16 protein-coding genes are annotated in these 15952 nt (G+C 61.3%); 5 read left to right on the forward strand and 11 right to left on the reverse strand.

The features are described from left to right. Positions 1-88 precede the first annotated feature (88 nt). Positions 89-1141 carry a PA0069 family radical SAM protein gene (locus tag BLW05_RS13290; protein WP_093163211.1) on the reverse strand — a complete coding sequence of 351 codons (1053 nt, stop codon included), beginning with the start codon at positions 1139-1141 and terminating at the stop codon, positions 89-91. Here BLW05_RS13290 and BLW05_RS13295 point away from each other — a divergent pair. After that, positions 1140-1961, forward strand: coding sequence for an SOS response-associated peptidase (locus BLW05_RS13295; RefSeq protein ID WP_093163212.1), 822 nt, complete (start codon positions 1140-1142; stop codon positions 1959-1961). The genes BLW05_RS13290 and BLW05_RS13295 overlap by 2 nt on opposite strands. A gap of 86 nt (positions 1962-2047) precedes the next feature. Here the strand turns inward: BLW05_RS13295 and BLW05_RS13300 are convergent, their stop codons facing one another. After that, positions 2048-2290: a helix-turn-helix domain-containing protein gene (locus BLW05_RS13300; RefSeq protein ID WP_256330274.1), complete on the reverse strand. Its 243-nt coding sequence runs from the start codon at positions 2288-2290 to the stop codon at positions 2048-2050. A gap of 316 nt (positions 2291-2606) precedes the next feature. Between BLW05_RS13300 and BLW05_RS13305 the strand changes: the two genes are divergently transcribed. Together BLW05_RS13305 and BLW05_RS36785 are read left to right on the forward strand one after the other, a co-directional pair. After that, positions 2607-3587 carry a hypothetical protein gene (locus BLW05_RS13305; protein ID WP_093163215.1) on the forward strand — a complete coding sequence of 327 codons (981 nt, stop codon included), beginning with the start codon at positions 2607-2609 and terminating at the stop codon, positions 3585-3587. A 499-nt stretch (positions 3588-4086) separates the two neighbouring features. Further along, complete coding sequence (locus BLW05_RS36785; protein WP_093163218.1) at positions 4087-4638, forward strand: HAD domain-containing protein; 552 nt, start codon at positions 4087-4089, stop codon at positions 4636-4638. Positions 4639-4929: 291 nt separating this feature from the next. Here the strand turns inward: BLW05_RS36785 and maiA (BLW05_RS13320) are convergent, their stop codons facing one another. From maiA (BLW05_RS13320) to BLW05_RS13345, 7 genes are read right to left on the reverse strand one after another with little or no spacing between them, the layout of a single operon-like run. Beyond that, a complete protein-coding gene (maiA, locus tag BLW05_RS13320; protein ID WP_093163220.1) occupies positions 4930-5568 on the reverse strand; it encodes a maleylacetoacetate isomerase in 639 nt (212 codons plus the stop codon). A gap of 23 nt (positions 5569-5591) precedes the next feature. After that, positions 5592-5762: a hypothetical protein gene (locus BLW05_RS35930; protein ID WP_177142648.1), complete on the reverse strand. Its 171-nt coding sequence runs from the start codon at positions 5760-5762 to the stop codon at positions 5592-5594. An 11-nt stretch (positions 5763-5773) separates the two neighbouring features. Then, positions 5774-6232 carry a MaoC family dehydratase gene (locus BLW05_RS13325; RefSeq protein ID WP_093163221.1) on the reverse strand — a complete coding sequence of 153 codons (459 nt, stop codon included), beginning with the start codon at positions 6230-6232 and terminating at the stop codon, positions 5774-5776. A 56-nt stretch (positions 6233-6288) separates the two neighbouring features. After that, the gene (locus BLW05_RS13330; RefSeq protein WP_093163223.1) at positions 6289-6987 is read right to left on the reverse strand and encodes a fumarylacetoacetate hydrolase family protein; all 699 of its coding nucleotides are present in this window, start codon (positions 6985-6987) and stop codon (positions 6289-6291) included. Beyond that, complete coding sequence (locus BLW05_RS13335; RefSeq protein ID WP_093163224.1) at positions 6984-8039, reverse strand: cupin domain-containing protein; 1056 nt, start codon at positions 8037-8039, stop codon at positions 6984-6986. Before BLW05_RS13335 ends, BLW05_RS13330 begins: the two co-directional genes overlap by 4 nt. Beyond that, on the reverse strand, positions 8036-9193 hold the full coding sequence (locus BLW05_RS13340; RefSeq protein ID WP_093163226.1) for an FAD-dependent monooxygenase: 1158 nt from the start codon (positions 9191-9193) through the stop codon (positions 8036-8038). The genes BLW05_RS13335 and BLW05_RS13340 overlap by 4 nt, the downstream gene beginning before the upstream one ends. A 26-nt stretch (positions 9194-9219) precedes the next feature. Further along, positions 9220-11307, reverse strand: a complete 2088-nt coding sequence (locus BLW05_RS13345) for an acetate--CoA ligase family protein (protein WP_093163227.1) — start codon at positions 11305-11307, stop codon at positions 9220-9222. Positions 11308-11509: 202 nt separating this feature from the next. Here BLW05_RS13345 and BLW05_RS13350 point away from each other — a divergent pair, with 202 nt between their 5' ends. Then, the gene (locus tag BLW05_RS13350; protein WP_093163228.1) at positions 11510-12445 is read left to right on the forward strand and encodes a LysR family transcriptional regulator; all 936 of its coding nucleotides are present in this window, start codon (positions 11510-11512) and stop codon (positions 12443-12445) included. A gap of 31 nt (positions 12446-12476) precedes the next feature. Here BLW05_RS13350 and BLW05_RS13355 read toward each other — a convergent pair whose 3' ends face one another. Beyond that, entirely contained in the window at positions 12477-14381 is a 1905-nt protein-coding gene (locus BLW05_RS13355) for an FUSC family protein (protein ID WP_093163230.1), read from the reverse strand. Between the two features lie 79 nt (positions 14382-14460). On the opposite strand from BLW05_RS13355, the gene BLW05_RS13360 reads away from it, so the two are divergent. Next, positions 14461-15081, forward strand: a complete 621-nt coding sequence (locus BLW05_RS13360; protein WP_093163232.1) for a TetR/AcrR family transcriptional regulator — start codon at positions 14461-14463, stop codon at positions 15079-15081. A 154-nt stretch (positions 15082-15235) separates the two neighbouring features. Here BLW05_RS13360 and maiA (BLW05_RS13365) read toward each other — a convergent pair whose 3' ends face one another. Beyond that, a complete protein-coding gene (maiA, locus tag BLW05_RS13365; RefSeq protein ID WP_093163233.1) occupies positions 15236-15877 on the reverse strand; it encodes a maleylacetoacetate isomerase in 642 nt (213 codons plus the stop codon). Positions 15878-15952: the final 75 nt, after the last annotated feature.

Below are 15952 nucleotides of genomic sequence, written 5' to 3' on the forward strand. Positions count from 1 at the left end.
CGTGAAGTGCACACCATCCTTCGGCGAGCACGATCACACGATCGTCTTCATACAGTACGTCGCATTCAAGAGGGCCTCGGTCGCACGCTTACCTTTGTCCGCTGACTCGCCCAAGACCAAGGCGGCGCACCGCAACAGAGAATCGTTGGCGCAAGAGGGTCGCGTACTGACCGGTTCCGCGCATCCTGCTTCCAAAGCTCGCGTCGTAGTCAGCGCCGCCCCTCATTTGTCGCACCAGGCTCATGGTGTGCCCTGCTCGCAATGGGAAGTGCTCTTGAAGCCATTCGACGAAGAGGTCGCGTACCTCAAGCGGCAGCCTCAGCACAATCATGCTTGCTGAGGTGGCACCCGCTGCTGCTGCTGCCTCGAGAATTGACTCCAGCTCCTTGTCGTTGATGGCAGGAATCATCGGAGAAGCGAACACCGACACGGGGACACCGGCTTCCGACAACTCTGTCATGGCCCTCAGACGTCGATGCGGCGCATTCGCTCTGGGGTCGAGGATGCGAGCAAGCTTGGGGTCGACAGTAGCCAGGGAGATGTTGACCCTCGCCAATCCCTTCTGTGCCATTGGCGCGAGGATGTCGATATCGCGAGCCACCAGGGCGGACTTGGTGGTGATGCTCACTGGCGCATTGAAGTCCGAGAGCACCTCGAGCACGGAACGGGTGATGCCGAGTTCACGCTCGATGGGCTGGTAGGGGTCAGTGTTCGCACCTAGTGCAATCAGGCTCGGCTTGTAGCTTTTGCGAGCCAACTCCTTTCGGAGAAGTCCAGCTGCGTTGCTCTTCGCGAAAATCTTAGTCTCGAAGTCGAGGCCTGGAGACAACCCCAGGTAGGCGTGGGTGGGCCTCGCATAGCAGTAAACACAACCGTGTTCACAACCTTGGTATGGATTGATGCTCTGGTCGAAGCCGACATCAGGCGAGTTGTTGAAGCTCAGAATGGAGCGAGCATCGACGAGTCGAACGTCGGTATCCCTGGAAGGCAGTACCTCGTCAGGGTCTTCTTCGGTGCGCTGCGCCTCAAGATGCTCCAGGTCGCGCTCTCGCTTCCACGCCTCAAATCGCGAGCGCTCGTTGGAGCCAACACCTCGACCTTTCACGAAGTGAAGGATTGCGTGCGACGAATCGGTATCCATGAGTGAGGAAGACTTAGCGGCGGAGCTTGCAGCTACCGCCCATATACTGTATAAATATACAGCAATACAGCGATTTCTGCAAAGAGGCCTCCATTCCCAAAAGCCTGAGAATCCGCCGATGTGCTCAAACTACGAACCCGTCTCGCGTGCAGACCGCCTCTTGAGCTTTTTTGGCGTCGTTCGAGGTCGCGATGAGCCCACCGCAACGGTGTTTCCAACCGGCTTGGCGCCATTCATCCGCCTCGCAGAGGATGGGTCGGGCAACAGACGTGTGGAAGATGGCGCGTTCGGCCTTCTGCCTTCCTTCGCCAAGGAACTGGCCTTTGGCCGCCGTACCTACAACTCGAGGTCCGAAACTGTCGCCACCCTCCCGAGTTTCCGCGATGCATGGAGAAACGGCTGGAGGTGCATCGTGCCAGCCGAAAGCATCTTTGAACCTAGCTACGAGACCGGCAAGGCAGTCCGATGGCGTATCTACCAGCCGGGCAGCGTACCTATGGGAATCGCCGGCATCTACACCAAGTGGCGCAATCCAGAGGACGGCCAAGAGCTATTTTCATTCGCCATGTTGACTGTCAATGCGACTGGACACGTCGTAATGCAGCGATTTCACAGGCCCGAGGATGAGAAGAGGATGGTCGTCATCCTCGACCCTGCCGACTACGACGAGTGGCTGACGTGTCCTGTGACGGGCGCTTCGAAGTTCTTCCGTCGGTGGATGGGCCCATTGGAGAGCGAAGCATCGCCGCTGCCTCCGCGCGCACCGCGAACATACAGCGGCAAGGTCGTGCAGCCACCTCCAGAGCCAAGTCTGTTCTAACCCTGGTGTGTCGCCGGCACGGAACGGCTCCTCGCACCACCATTCCCTTCGGCGGCTCTCGCTCTCGCGATGCGAGGGCGCCCTGTCTACTTCGTGGGGGTCGGCTTCTCGCGCTTGGCCGCAGTCTCCCGAGGCCGTTGCTCGAGGTCTTCTTGAAAAAGTCGAGTAGCAGGAACCTGCAGCGCGCGTGCGAGCTTCTCCAGATTGTCCAGCGCGATGTTGCGCTCGCATCGCTCCACGTGTGTCACGAAAGTGCGGTGCACTCCCGCCTCATGCGCCAAATCCTCTTGGCTCCATTTCCGCTCACGGCGCAGCTGCACCAGGTTCAAGGCAAGCAACTCCCGGAACGACAGCGGATTCGATTTAGATGACTTCGCAGAACTCGACACCTAAAAAGTGTCCGCGCCAGTCACGTTTTCGTCACCCGGCTTTACGTCACCCGCTTTTACGTCACCCGCTTTTACGTCACAATATGGTCATCGCATTTGACAGTCGCGGGTGCAGGCCGCCGCAGCGTTCGACCCATTGCCAGGGGCAAAGCACGACCGCGCCCTGACCTGACGCGGCAGTTGCCCTGTTCGACTTTCAACGCAAACCAGTGCCGTCGACCCCGGCGGCGCAGCTAGACCTTCATCGATTCAACCTATGGCAGACGGACTCGACCTCGAAGTTGCACTGCGCGCGATGCACGAGCTGGGCCTGGCCGACGGGGATGTTGGCTACGCGTACTGGTACCAGGTTGCAGAGCTGCTGAAGTCGGCGCGAGATATGCGGGCTCGCATCCACGAACTGGAAGGCGAGCTCGACGGCCTGAAGCGCGTCCTTGCACAGTCCGCGAGCTCAGCAGTAGCTTCGGACCGTGCCAATCCGTACTTGCTGCAAAACATCCTGAGAAGAGGGTTCGAGAAACGACTCGCTCGCCAGAAAGAGGCAACCGCAAATCCCCATCAAACCTCGCTCGACGAAGTCTATTTGCCTGAGGAAGAGTTCGACGAACTTCCGGCTAGGTCGAAGGAGATTGAGCCCCTCAAAGACCTTCCTGATGAAGACGAGGAGCGAGCCCATTCATTCATTGATTGGGCGGCGGACGCTTGCCGGGCCGCAGCTCCAAACAGCATCGAGGGAGGTGTGCTCCCGCTTGTTGCCGAGTACATCGTTGCAAGCACAGACCTGACTCCAACGGTGGTCCACGAACGCTACCGAATCGAGTGCGACGTACCTTGTGCTGACGGTAGCCGCCCAATTGAGTTCAGCGTGATGAACGACCAGCGCGGCGAGATATTGCAAGCTCGAGTTGCGGTTCCGCCGGGCGGCGAAAGCGTGGCCCTAATGATGCAGGGGCTTGTCGCTGCTCGGTTCGGCTCAGGTGCGCTTCCCGTACCGACATCTCAAAGATTTGATTTCAATCGTGTCGCCTTCTCAGTGGAGATACGGCATGCCATCGCGCCCAACGTGCCACTGGTCGCCATCTGCATCAGCGCAGTCGAAGGTGAATGGTCCGTCCACTATTGGATGCACTCGCTCCGAGAGGAAAAGACGTGGGAGGCCGTTCAGTCGGACGTTGACCCCCTACACCTACTCTGGCGAATCGCCGGAGAGCTTGGGGTTGCACCGAAGGCAGCATGAGCTATCCGGGGATACTTGCAAAGGCACTTCGGCTCGAGGTCGGCTTCGCGGATACGCAGGAACGCTTAGATGAGCTGGCAGAAATCGTCTCGGAGTACGACGTCGAACTCGTCTTAAAGCGCCCGGACCGTCCTGACATCGCCCTCATAAGTGCTCGACGCTGGGAACACTACGCCGCCTTGCTGGAGGAGTTGTCGAAGGCCGAACCACACGCGACCTCCAGTCCTATCGCGGAGGGAAGACGCCTCCGCGAACCTCGGGTGCGCCGTCGGTATAGCCCTCGCAGCTTCGCAAGAAATCTGCTGCGCCTAGCACCGAACTCCATTGACGCCATGGTCTCTGCGGTGCAGCGGTCCGTCGTGTTGAAACCAATGGTTGTTCGGACGCTCCGTGCGGAACTCATCGCAACGCTCGAAGAGCTCTCCGGACGGCACCGCCCAGGTGCCAGGCGCAGACGAGAAATCCGGCGGTACGCTCGCGATTTCCAGGGGCAGGCAAGGTGAAAAGAACCCGCCTCGTACCGCTGTTCGAAGGGGCCAGCCCGAACGCTCAACCGCTGCTTTTCTTGGATTTCGACGACGTATTGTGCGTCGGACCCTATGGTGCGCGGGACGTCTTGTCTTCGAGCCCGCCCCAAGACCTATACGAGAGGCTTTGGCACCCGCCTGCGGTGACCGCCCTGCTGGAGGTACTCGCGGAGCATCAGCCCCGCGTCGTCCTGACCACGAGTTGGCTAGGAAGGCTGGACCGAAGCGCCATTGCCGAATTGCTCCGTCGAACGGGCCTGACGGAGGTGGACGCATCGCTCCACCCTTTGTGGTCTGCACCTGCGCGCCCCGGAGAGTCCCGCATTGAGGCAATCGAGTCGTGGCTCAACACCGGGTACAGGGGCGAGCGGCTCGTAGTGCTCGATGACATTCGCAGTGGGAGCAGCCTGCCTGGTTCCAGATTGGACTCTGCCGGATGCGTTCTTCTATGTGAGGTGGGGGTGGGTCTGCATGTCGGGCACTTGAACTTCATCCGCCAAGCGCTGGGAGCTGCACGTAGTTGACGCAGAAGTGCCGACGCCGGCCGTTGCAGGCCGCCGTATGGCTCGGCTTCAGGCGGACTCTGCCGAGGAACGGAGCGTGATGAGATTCTCCTGTGACAGATTACTTCCGGTCACGAGCGGAAGCTCGAAGGCACAACACGCCTTGTCGGAAACGCCACCAAAGCTTCGCCGGACGCTAGATTGCACGACCGAACGTCCCGCGAAGCTTCGCGAACACCGATTCATGCATGTGGAAGGCCCCGCAGCCTGGCAAGACGACGGCTGCGTTGGGACCGGACTGGCGGAATGCCCTTAGCGGGCGTCCGGCTGCTGAGATGGCGCAGCCGCGCGAAACGCCTCGATTCGCGAGCAGGCGGCATCAACGGCCTGGATGGCCGGCCAGCGGCCAATGTCCACCTTGAAGCGTCGAGCACTCTCTACTTGGGGTATCAGGTAGACGTCCGCCAGCGTCGGTGTACCGCCGAAGCAGAATTCGCCGCGCTTTGAGTCCGTTTGAAGCAGCGCTTCCAGCGCGTCGAAGCCGGCTGCAATCCAAGTCTCACACCACTCGTTCACCGTCGACTCGTCGCATTTCATCTTCTTGCGCAGCAGTTCGAGCACACGTCGGTTGTTCAATGGATGAATGTCGCATCCAACAATTGAAGCAAGCGCGCGAACTCGTGCTCTTTCCTCTGGCTGCTCGGGCAGGAGCGAAGGAGTCGGATGGCGTTCCTCAAGCCATTCGAGAATTGCCGGCGTCTGAATGAGCACCTTGCCGTCATGAACCAGCGCGGGGACCAACCCTTGAGGATTCAAGCGCTTGTATTCCGCACTGAGGTGCTCGTCGCGTGGCAGGTCAATGGCACGATAGTCATATGCAAGCCCTTTGAGATTCAGGGCAATGCGCAGGCGGTGCGAAGTGCCGCTGCGAAAGAAGTTGAAAAGCTCCATGTCTTCCTATTTTTTGAGCACGTTCATTCAGCGATGTGCACGTCCTCATCCCAGTACAGAACCCATGAGACGATGAGGAACAGCATCGCAAAAGCTGCGACAGCCCAGTGCAGCTCGCCGTTCCATCGGCCGAGTGAGGCCAGAAGCGCGATGTTGCCGATTGCGATAGCCAAGCAGCCTTGAACAAGCGTCATCGTCTGAACCTTCAGAACTCGTAGCGAGCAATGAAATCTGCGACGCATGCGGGTCGCTCTTCGCCTTCAACCTCCACGGTGATGCGCACGTACAGCTGTACGCCGCTCTCGCCCAACCGACCGGCATCCTGGACCAGGGCTTCGGCCCTGACCTGGCGCCCGACACGCACCGGTGCAGGGAATCGAACGCGGTCAAGTCCGTAGTTGATGCCAGACTTTGCAGTCGTCCGAACCAACTCGTGAAAGAACCGTCCGCCTGCGAGCGAGAGAGTGAACTGCCCGTGCGCAACGCACGCGCCGAAAGGACCGGCTGCCGCCCGCTCCGGGTCGACGTGAATCCATTGGCTGTCACCCGTGAGACGCGCGAACTGGTTCACGTCCTCCTGCGTGATTCGAAGCCATTGGCTGTTGCCAAGGCTCTTACCCTTGAGCTCGAAAGCATGCTCAGGCGACGAGATGACGATATCCATAGTGGGTTCCTCGACCCAGACCAGGTGCGCCCTTGCGAGCGCAAGCCAGTCCTGGTTCACTCCGCTGGGGTAATGGTCAGGGCGACGGAGCCGATGCCGGCCACCAACCCTTCGATTCGGTCGCCGGCGACTACCGGCCCAACGCCTTCGGGAGTTCCCGTGTAGATGAGGTCACCGGGCTGAAGGTGATAGAACTGCGACAAATGCGCGATGACGGCTGCCACGTCATGAATCAGGAGGGAGAGGTCCGAGGATTGCTTCACCTCGCCGTTGACGCGCAGCTCAATGGCACCTTTGGTGGGATGCCCGATTGCGTCCGCAGGTACGATTTCCGACAGCACGGCTGACTCTTCGAAGTCCTTGCCAAGGTCCCACGGACGTCGCTGCTCGCGCGCTGCCAGCTGCAAGTCGCGCCTGGTCATGTCCAGACCGCACGCATAGCCGAAGACGCACTCCAGTGCCTTTTCCTTGGAGACACGGAAGGCAGGCTTGCCGATTGCTGCAACCAGCTCCATCTCGTAGTGGTAGTTGCTCGTGCCTGGCGGATACGCGACCTTGGCTCCGCTCGGGATGTAGGTCGATGAGGCCTTGGTGAAGTAGAACGGTGCCTCACGGTCTACGACCACGCCCATCTCCTTCGCGTGCGCCTCGTAGTTGCGACCAACGCAGAAGATGCGACCGATGGGAAAGAGGCCGTCCTCGCCTTTGATTGGCGCTGCGACAACTTCTGGTGCGGGAAAGACGTATTTGCTCATTTGATGTCTTCCGAGAAGACTTGATAGATGCCCATCTTTCGTTGCAGTGGAGCGTCGTCCACGACGAAGAGGTAGGTCGAATTGGTGGATGACCCGTTGGCCAGCGTGACCCGCGCATGGGTAGGCACGGCCATCGTGTCGGATTCCCCGAACTTGAGGCCCGCACCGTCAATCTGAGCGCTGCCGAATCCCTCGACGACGTGCAGGACCGCCGAAGCAGAGCGTCTTGGCAGCGTGAGTTCCTCTCCAGGCCTCAGCTGAATAGCCGAGAAGCCCAGGGTCGGGAGGCACTCCCGGCCGGTCTCCGGGTTCACGTAAGCAAGTTGCACTGGCTTGCCCTTCGGCGTGACGCCCGCCAGACCCCTCAGGTTCGCACGCACCGTCTTCCAGGGAAATCGCAACATCGGATAGGGCACGCGAGGCGCGTCCAGCGAATCGTAGGGAACGACACCGCCAAGTCCGAGCCGCGTGATTCCGTATTCGCTGGGCTTGTCGATGGTCTGGGAGGGGCTTTCGGTGCTGAACGACGCTTCCATCCCGTAGACCAGTGGCAGGTCCAGCGCGTCCATCCAGACGACCGGTCCAGTGCCTTCATGTCCATGCTCGTGCCACAGGCCGGGAGGCGTGAGGATGAGGTCACCCTTTTCCATCGGCAACTTCTCACCGCCGACGACGGTGAACCCGCCACTGCCTTCAACAACAACCCGCACCGCGGAGGGCGTGTGCTTGTGGTTCGGCGCCACCTCCCCGGGAAGAATCAGCTGCATGCCGATGTAGATGGTCGGCGTAGCCTTCATGTTGTCCAGGCCCAGGCCTGGATTGCACAGAACCAGGACGCGTCTCTCCGCCTTCTCGATTGGCGTGAGCTCGCCGGCGCGCATCAGATTGGGACGCAGGTCCGAGTAGTGCCAGACGGTGGCCTGAGTCTTTCGGCTCGGAATACCGTGCGGCAGCATCGCACGCAGCGATGGCCACAGCGGAAGCGTGTTCTGCGCGACCAGGTCGTCGACGTACTCCTTCGGGAGGTCCTCAATCGTTCCCAGCGCGCTCATTTCGCGGCTCCAACCGTCTCGAGGACCTCGGGGTGAAGCTTCTCGTACGCCGCGGCGAGTTCAGGGTCGCGCTTGCGCACTTCCGCGTGGTCCACCCGGCCGCTGCGCGTGACGTAGTCATACGCGAACGAGATAGGGTCCAGGTGCAGCTTCGGGCCGAGGTGCTCGTACCACTCGGTGCTCTTGATAGCAGCCTTCTGCAACGAGTCCGAGCCGGGCTGGCGAATCTCGACGAACTTCGCGAGCATGCTGGGGACGTCTGCCCCGCACATCTTGAAGGCTTCGTACAGGGCGATGGAGTCCTGCAGTGCGAGTCGCGTGCCGGACCCGACGGACGGATGGCCAGTGCGTAGCGCATCGCCCAGGAGCACGATGTTCTTGTAGTGCCACCGCTTGTTCTTCACGATGGTGTACTGGAACCAGTTCGACTTGTTAGACAGAAGCTTGTGCCCCTTGAGGTCATCGGCAAACACCTTCTCGCAGTAGGCAAGGCTTTCAGCCTCCGACATGCGGTCGAGACCTGCCTTGCGGAACGTCTCGGGGTCGACTTCCACCAGGAACGTACTGTGGGTCGGGCTGAACTGGTAGGTGTGTGAGATGACCAGACCATCTTCGTTCTGACGGAAGATGAGCGACAGCGCCTGGAACAACTGGGTCGTGCCATACCAAGCCAGCATGTTGGGTCGTACGTCGAGTTCCGGCTCGAAGAACTCCTTGTACTTGGTCCGGATGGCGCTGTTTGCTCCGTCGGCCGCCACGACAAGGTCGCACTCACCGAGTTGAGCAACATCCTCCACCTTCGAGTCGAACTCGATGGAAACACCGACTTTGCGGCATTGCTGGTGAAGGGCCTTTAGCAAGTCGATTCGCGCCATCCGGTGGAACGTGTTGTGCGCGAGCGTGACGTGCGTGGCCTGATGCACGACGGCCATCTCGTCAAAAACGACCTGGTTGTGGGTCATCGCGTCGTACACCTCAGGCGCGATGTCGCGAACGAAGTTCAGCGCGACGTCGGAGAAGACCACGCCCCAGCCGTAGGTGGCGTTTTCCGGGTCACGCTCGTAGACCACGATATCGTGGCTAGGGTCGTCGCGCTTCATCAAGTACGCGTAGAACAGTCCAGCGGGACCACCGCCAATGACGCGAATCTTCATTGTCTTTCTCCGAATGTCAGGTTGTCTCAGGTCGTCTCTTTGAGCACCACGAGGGCGTCCAGGGCCAGCGCGCCATCGGCATGCACGCGCAAGGGGTTGATTTCCACTTCCGCGATTTCCGGGTGCTCTTCCAGCAAGTCGCCCAGTGCGATGGCCACCTTGGCAATCGAGGCACGGTCGCACTTGGGCAGGTGACGGAAGCCGTCGAGCACCTTCTTGCCTCGCAGGCTGGAGAGCATCTCTTGCGCATCCAGCTCGGTGAGAGGGGCGAGCCGGACACTTGAATCTGATACCGCTTCGGCCAGGATGCCTCCGAGGCCGATAACGACGCATGGCCCCCAGGACGCGTCGCGCACCGCGCCGACAATGAGCTCGACCCCTTCCCCGGCCATCTCCTCGACGAGGAAGCGGCCAGGGGTCTCGGTCGGAATGCGCTCGATAGAGGCGAGGGCCTTCTCCATACCGGCCTGGTCGCGCACGTTGAGGAAGACGCCACCGACCTCGGTCTTGTGCGGGACGTCGTCAGCGGCAATCTTGACGACTAGTGGCTTTCGAAGCTCCTCGAACGCCTTCAGCGCTTCGGCGCGGCCGATGCAAAGACGACGCGCGGGGCTTGAGACGCCGTATTTCGCGAGGAGCGCCTTCGCGGTGTCCTCGTTGAAGGGGCCCTGAAGCCTGGGCTGGTCGTTGTTGGCCGTCCGCGAGCCGCCTTCACTGTTTGCAAGTCGCCACTGGGCGCGGGAATCGGCATCAAGGGCCGCCGCGACGAGGACCAACCGTTCGGGACTGCGCACGGCGGGGATTCCCTCGTGCATCAGTTCTTCGAACGGCCCCTGCAGGTCATGCGCCAGTCCCAGGCTTCCGAAGATGACCGGTTTGCCGGTTGCCGCCTTCGCGGGCTTCAGAGCTTCCACAGGATTCAGCACCGCCGGCTCGCTGAGCCCGAACACGAGCACGGCATCGACGTTCTGGTCCTGCGCGACCGCGGTGACAACCTGAGGAAAGGTCGGGCTAGGCCGTCCGGTGTCGACCGGGTTCTTGACGAAGGTCATCGGCGGCAGAAGCGCCTCGATGCCCTTGATGGAATCCGGCGAGAGCAGAGGGACGTCCACATCAGCGCACTTGAGGCCGTCCACGATGAGAAGGCCAGGGCCGGCCTGACCGGTGACCAGACCGATACCGTTCTTCTGCTTGGGAGGTAGGCGCCCATCGGCAAGTGCTGCGGCGGCCTGGGCGAGTTCCTCGGTGGAATTCACAACTACCACGCCGGCCTGCTGGAGCGCCGAGACCGTGCGCGCATGGGACCCCATGAGGTTGCCCGTGTGGGAAACAGCAAACTCGCCGATGTCGGCGCGGCCGGCGACGAGCGCGACTACTGGCTTGAAGGGCGTCACCTTGCGCAGCGCCTCATTCAAGGCGCGGCCGTTCGGCACTCCCTCCAGATGTAGCGCGATGGCCTTCGTCGAGCTTGCCGTGCCCAACATCTCAATGACGTCGGCACTGTTGACGTCCACGGCATTGCCGAGGCCGACCGCAAGGGAGATGCCCTTACCAAGCTGGTCGAGCAGGAAGGAGATGCTCAGGTTGACGCCGCCCGACTGAGCGACAACTGCTACGGAGCCCTTCTTGAGCTGGTCGACACCCGGGACGAAACTCGCGACACAGCGCTCATGCGTGTTGATGAACCCGGAAGTATTGGGACCAAGCAGTCGCAAGCCGGTGCTTCGACAGACCTCTGCTAGTTGCTCCTGGAGCTTCGCACCCTGCCCGCCGGTCTCACCGAAGCCGCCCGAAATGATGAACACACCGCCGACACCGCGCGCCGCCGCATCCTTCGCGGCCTGGACACAGTGCTGCGCGGGAATCGCCAGGATGGCGAGGTCGACCGGCTCGGGGAGCTCAGCAAACGTCGGATAACAAGTGACCCCTTGAATCTCCTTCTCGCGCGGGTGCACCGCGACCAGAGTTCCAGGGAAGGATTTCAGTGAGAGCAGCGCCTGGGAGCCAGCCTTTGCCGCGTCAACCGATGCGCCGACGACGGCTATCGAGCGCGGGTTCAGGAGTCGCTGCAGGTTTGCCTGCCGGACTGCATGCGTGGAGGGGGTGTTGCCCATCAGTCTTGTCTCCAGGTTCCGTTGCCCGTCCGACTATTGGCGGGCTTGGAGCAATCGTAGGCACCTGCGGGTTACTTGAATAATGTTTGACAGACATAGTTGTTATCCGCATTTTGGTGAACCCGCCTCTCTGTCGCGGTACATTTCGCCCGTACGCTCTCAACATGGCCCGGCAGAGGCCGACGAAACATTGGAGACAAACGTGGACGTTCGCTTCCTGGAGTACTTTTTGCGGGTGGCCGAGCTAGGCAGCATCAACCGTGCGGCCGCCGACCTCCACCTTTCGCAACCTGCGCTTTCTCGGCACGTTGCCGCACTGGAAGAGGAGATGGGCACCAAGCTCTTCGTCCGTACTCAAGGCGGCGTCAACCTCACCGAGTCGGGGAAGCTACTGTCCGACCGCGCTCGACCGCTACTCAGGCAATTCACTATCCTGAAGGAGCAGGTCGGTGAGAAGGCCGCAGGGCAACTCGCAATCGGCATTCCGCCTTCGTGGCACGGGGTGTTCACCTCGGAGTTCGCCACCAAGATGGTCAAGGAATTTCCAGGGATTACCTTGCGGGTCTACGAGGGCGTGAGCAACGTACTCCGCGACTACATGTTGGCCGGGCTGCTCGACCTCAGCATCGTGCCGTTCGATAGTTCGCCTGCGTCGGGATACCGGCAGACCTCGCTCGTTCGCGAACCGCTGATTCTTGTGGGCAGCCCTGCCGATGGGCTGAGCTCCGATGAGCCGGCGCCGATATCTAGGCTGGATGGAATCAAGCTGGTGCTACCCGGCCGGCCGAACGTGCTGCGTGGCTTGGTCGAGCACTCCCTTGCACGCAAGGGCATGGCCTTTCGACTCGCGGTGGAGACTGACACGCTGACGTTGTGCCTGGACATGGCAAGGCAGGGTGTCGGCCTCACCGTTGTTCCGGCGTGCTCGCTGTTCGAGAACCCCATCCTGAACGAAGTATCTTGGACCCCATTGCGCGGGCTCTACATGACCTGGACCCTTTGCGAGAACCCGGCCCGGATGCATTCGCAGGCCGTGCGTGAAGGAAGACGCCTTGTCATGTCGGGCGTCAGCCAGGCGTTGGCCACAAAAGATTGGTTCGGTGCATCGGCGGTAGGCAATGCGTTAGCCAAGGCGTAGCTGCTGAGGCGCGGCGCACCTCCGTTCCCCGTCACAGGGTCATGCGTGGGTCGACCCCATACGTCGCATGACACGCCCGCAGCGCCGACGCTGCAACGCGAACCGCACCGGAAACCTCTTCCACCCGGCATGAGTCGGCGATTTCGTCGAGAGCATCCGCCTTTGAGTCCAACCTCCCATTTGCGTCACGTATATGCCGCAGGGCTTCGCTTACCTGAGGCGTCTTCATGGGGTCACCCTCCCGCAAGCGCCGGAGATGCGCGATTGAGTCCAGTAGTCGGAGCGCAGCCATCGGCGAGCCGCCGGTTTCAGTCAATCGCGCCGCATGCCCATGACGGCTCAGATTGAAGATGTGCCGGACCAGCTCGCTTCTCTCGCCGGGGCTATGGTGCGCATCGCATAGCCGCCGAAGGGTCTGCCAAACCCTTTGAGTCAGCCGCTGTGTTCGGCGGTGCGGGCTTGGTCGGTGGAGCGCGTAGATGACGCAGGTCAGACCAATCCCGAACAGAAGAGCACCTGAACCTGCGAGCACCTCACGCATTCCCAGGTGGTCGAGCGGCAGCGCGGCATGACTTGAGATGAGGAAGAGCTGATTCGTATCGAAGGCGAGACCCGCGGTTCGCGCATGAGCCCTGGCGACTCCGCCCACGAGCAGAAACGGGGCGACGCTTGCTATGAGCATCGGGAGCGAGTCCACATGCGGTAGAACCAGAAGTCGATAGGCCGCGGCCACGACGACGCCAATGGCGGCTCCTCGGAAAACGATTGAACCCACCACTCGCGGTGTTGGGTGCGAGCCTAGGAGTGCGGAGACCATGCAGACCGCCAATGCGACCAAATCCGCTTGCGCCACCTTCGAGGCGTGGGCGACGTAGCAGGCGGCGAAGGTCGCAACGCCGGCCGAGAGGCCACCGACAACGGCTGCCGATTCGTCCCGAAACGGTGTCAAGTAGGCGGGGCCGCGAGGCGTGCGCCCGGCGTCCTCTCGTCGCGCACGCTTCCCATCCTGGACCAGGTTGTGCCAGGACACTGCCAGTGCATTCAAGGCCTGGTGGAGCCGGGGGTCGGCTTGCTCGACGAGCGCGCCTGCTTCGATGGGAAGCATGCCATGCTCGGCGTCCAGCGAGCTCCGCACTGCGCTGGCGAGGGCTGAGCGAGCGAGTGCGGCGTCTTCGGCTGCATTTCGGTCCAGACGTTCAAGAAACGCGTGCACGGATGCAAGGACCTCGACCGCGGCGTACGCCATGGCCTGCACGTCGTTCGCGAGGCGATAGCCAACCGGCCTACCCGCGCCCACGATTTGAGCGTTCGCCTGGACCTCAGCGAGGTCCGCTAGCAGCTTGCGCTCGACGTATACGTCGATACGCTCGGCATCTCCGGCGAGCAGCGCCGCGGCGTACTCAATGGTGTCGCTTCCCAGCCTTCGTACGGCTGTTCTCAGTTCGTGCAGCGGTGAGTTGGGGGTGGCAAGGAACCCGAATAGGAAGCCTACGGCCAGACCGATGAGCGTGCAGTCCACCCGGGACATCGCAAGCTCCAACGTGTTCACTGGCTCGAAGAGGCCAGGAACGACCACGATGCCCGCCGTCATTGCCGCCAGAAGGGGCGCGTACCCATGCGCGCCTCGCAGCATCGGGATGGCAGCCGTCATCAGTGCAACCCATGCGGCCAAGAGTGCGGCTGCCAAGTGGAATGGGAGATGTGCGCGAAGAATCGAGAACCCGACCAACGCGCCGAACAGCGTGCCGAGCAGCCGGAAGATGCCACGCTCAAGAAGCAGCCCTCGGGTCGGCTGAGACATTGCCCAGACGGGCATCGCAGCCCAGTACGGGTGCGGAATTTCGAGCAGCACGGCAACCGAGAACGCGACCAACGCAGTTGCGCCTAGGCGCAGCCCGGTAAGCGGCATTAACGGACTGCGAACAAGGGAGCTCATACCATTCCAATCAACTGAATCTGATGTATTTATTTACTTTACTGTAAAGTAAATATCCCTTCAAGTGGACCGAAAAACGATGGAACCAGCCCAACCTCGGGGTCGCCCGAGAAATCCTGCTCTGCGCGAAGGCATCCTCGCAGCCGCCCGAGATGAGTTCCTGGCACGAGGACTGGACGGCGCGAGCCTAGAAGCTATTGCCCGCGCTGCAGGGACCAGTCGCGTGACCATCTACTCCTACTTCCCATCGAAGGAGGAGCTCTTTCACGCGTCGGTGAACCAGGTCGTGGTCGACGCGGTGGTGATTGCGGAAGACGAGCTAGAGCGCCTACCGGTGGCGCAGCAACTGACAACCCTCGCAAAGGCGTTCCTGGATAGCATCGCCACCCCTCGTGCAGCTGCGCAAATCCACGCCCTATACCAGAGCAGCAAGAAGTCGCCCCAGGCATCAGCGGCGTTCTATGCCTCCGGCCCGCAGCAGATTCTCGATGTGGTTGAACGCACCCTCACCCGACTTGCCAGCAGCGGGGCCCTCAACATTCCGAACATCGAGTTCGCCGCAGAACAGTTCGTCGCCCTCGTGCGCGGCAACGAGCAGATGCGCGCGCTGCTCTCGCTGCCGCCCGCAAGGAAGGCGCGCCAGAGACAAGCCTACGTCGACAGCTCGGTCCAGCTTTTCATTTCTGGCTACGCCCCCTAAAGAGTGTTTGCGTCAGCCGAAGAATTGGCCTGGTGCGTGCCCTAAGCGGAAGTGCGCCGATGCGTTGAAGCGGACGTTCATGCGTCCGCCGTCCCTTCTCCGCATGTTGGATTGCTCGTCGGCACGAGTCCGTTTGCGGCTTCGGTTGCAGCATCTAGACCGCGTCAGGCTGAGCTGATGGAGCAGCTCGCCTGAACTCTTCAAGCCGCGAACAAGTCTTATCAATCGAAAGCAGCCTCGGCCATCGCTCCAGGTCAACCTTGAATCGACGTGCGCTTTCAATCTGTGGGATGAGGTGGGCATCGGCCAGCGAAGGCCTATCTCCGAAGGAGAAGGCCCCAACCGGCGTACGAGCGACGACCAGCGCCTCATAGGCGTCAAACCCGCTGGAAATCCAGGTTCCGCACCACTCGTTGATGGCATCTTCGTTCGCGCCAAATTCGTGGCGAAGCTTCTCGAGAATCCGGCGGTTGTTGACCGGATGCACGTCGCACCCAATGATGGCCGCAAGCGCACGGACGTGCGCCCGGTCGCGTGCATTGGTTGGCAGCAACGACGGCTGCGGATACAGCTCCTCGAGCCACTCGATGATGGCAGGCGACTGAGTCAGTATGTCGCCATCTCCGACGTCAAGCGCTGGCACCAGCTGCTGCGGGTTGATGGCTCGATAGCTCTCAAAAAGATGTTTTTCATTGCGCAGGTCGATTGCGACCTGCTCATATGACAGCCCCTTAAGATTGAGGGCGATGCGCAAGCGGTGCGAAGTGCCGCTGCGAAAGTATCCGTACAGTTTCATGTGAGGTGGCCGACGGGCAATCGCCGGCCCTGGGGCTTAAAGAGTTGCTGAATCCGGTATTTGGACTGGACGGAA

The sequence above is a fragment of the Variovorax sp. YR216 genome (assembly GCF_900107745.1).
Lineage (GTDB): Bacteria > Pseudomonadota > Gammaproteobacteria > Burkholderiales > Burkholderiaceae_C > Variovorax.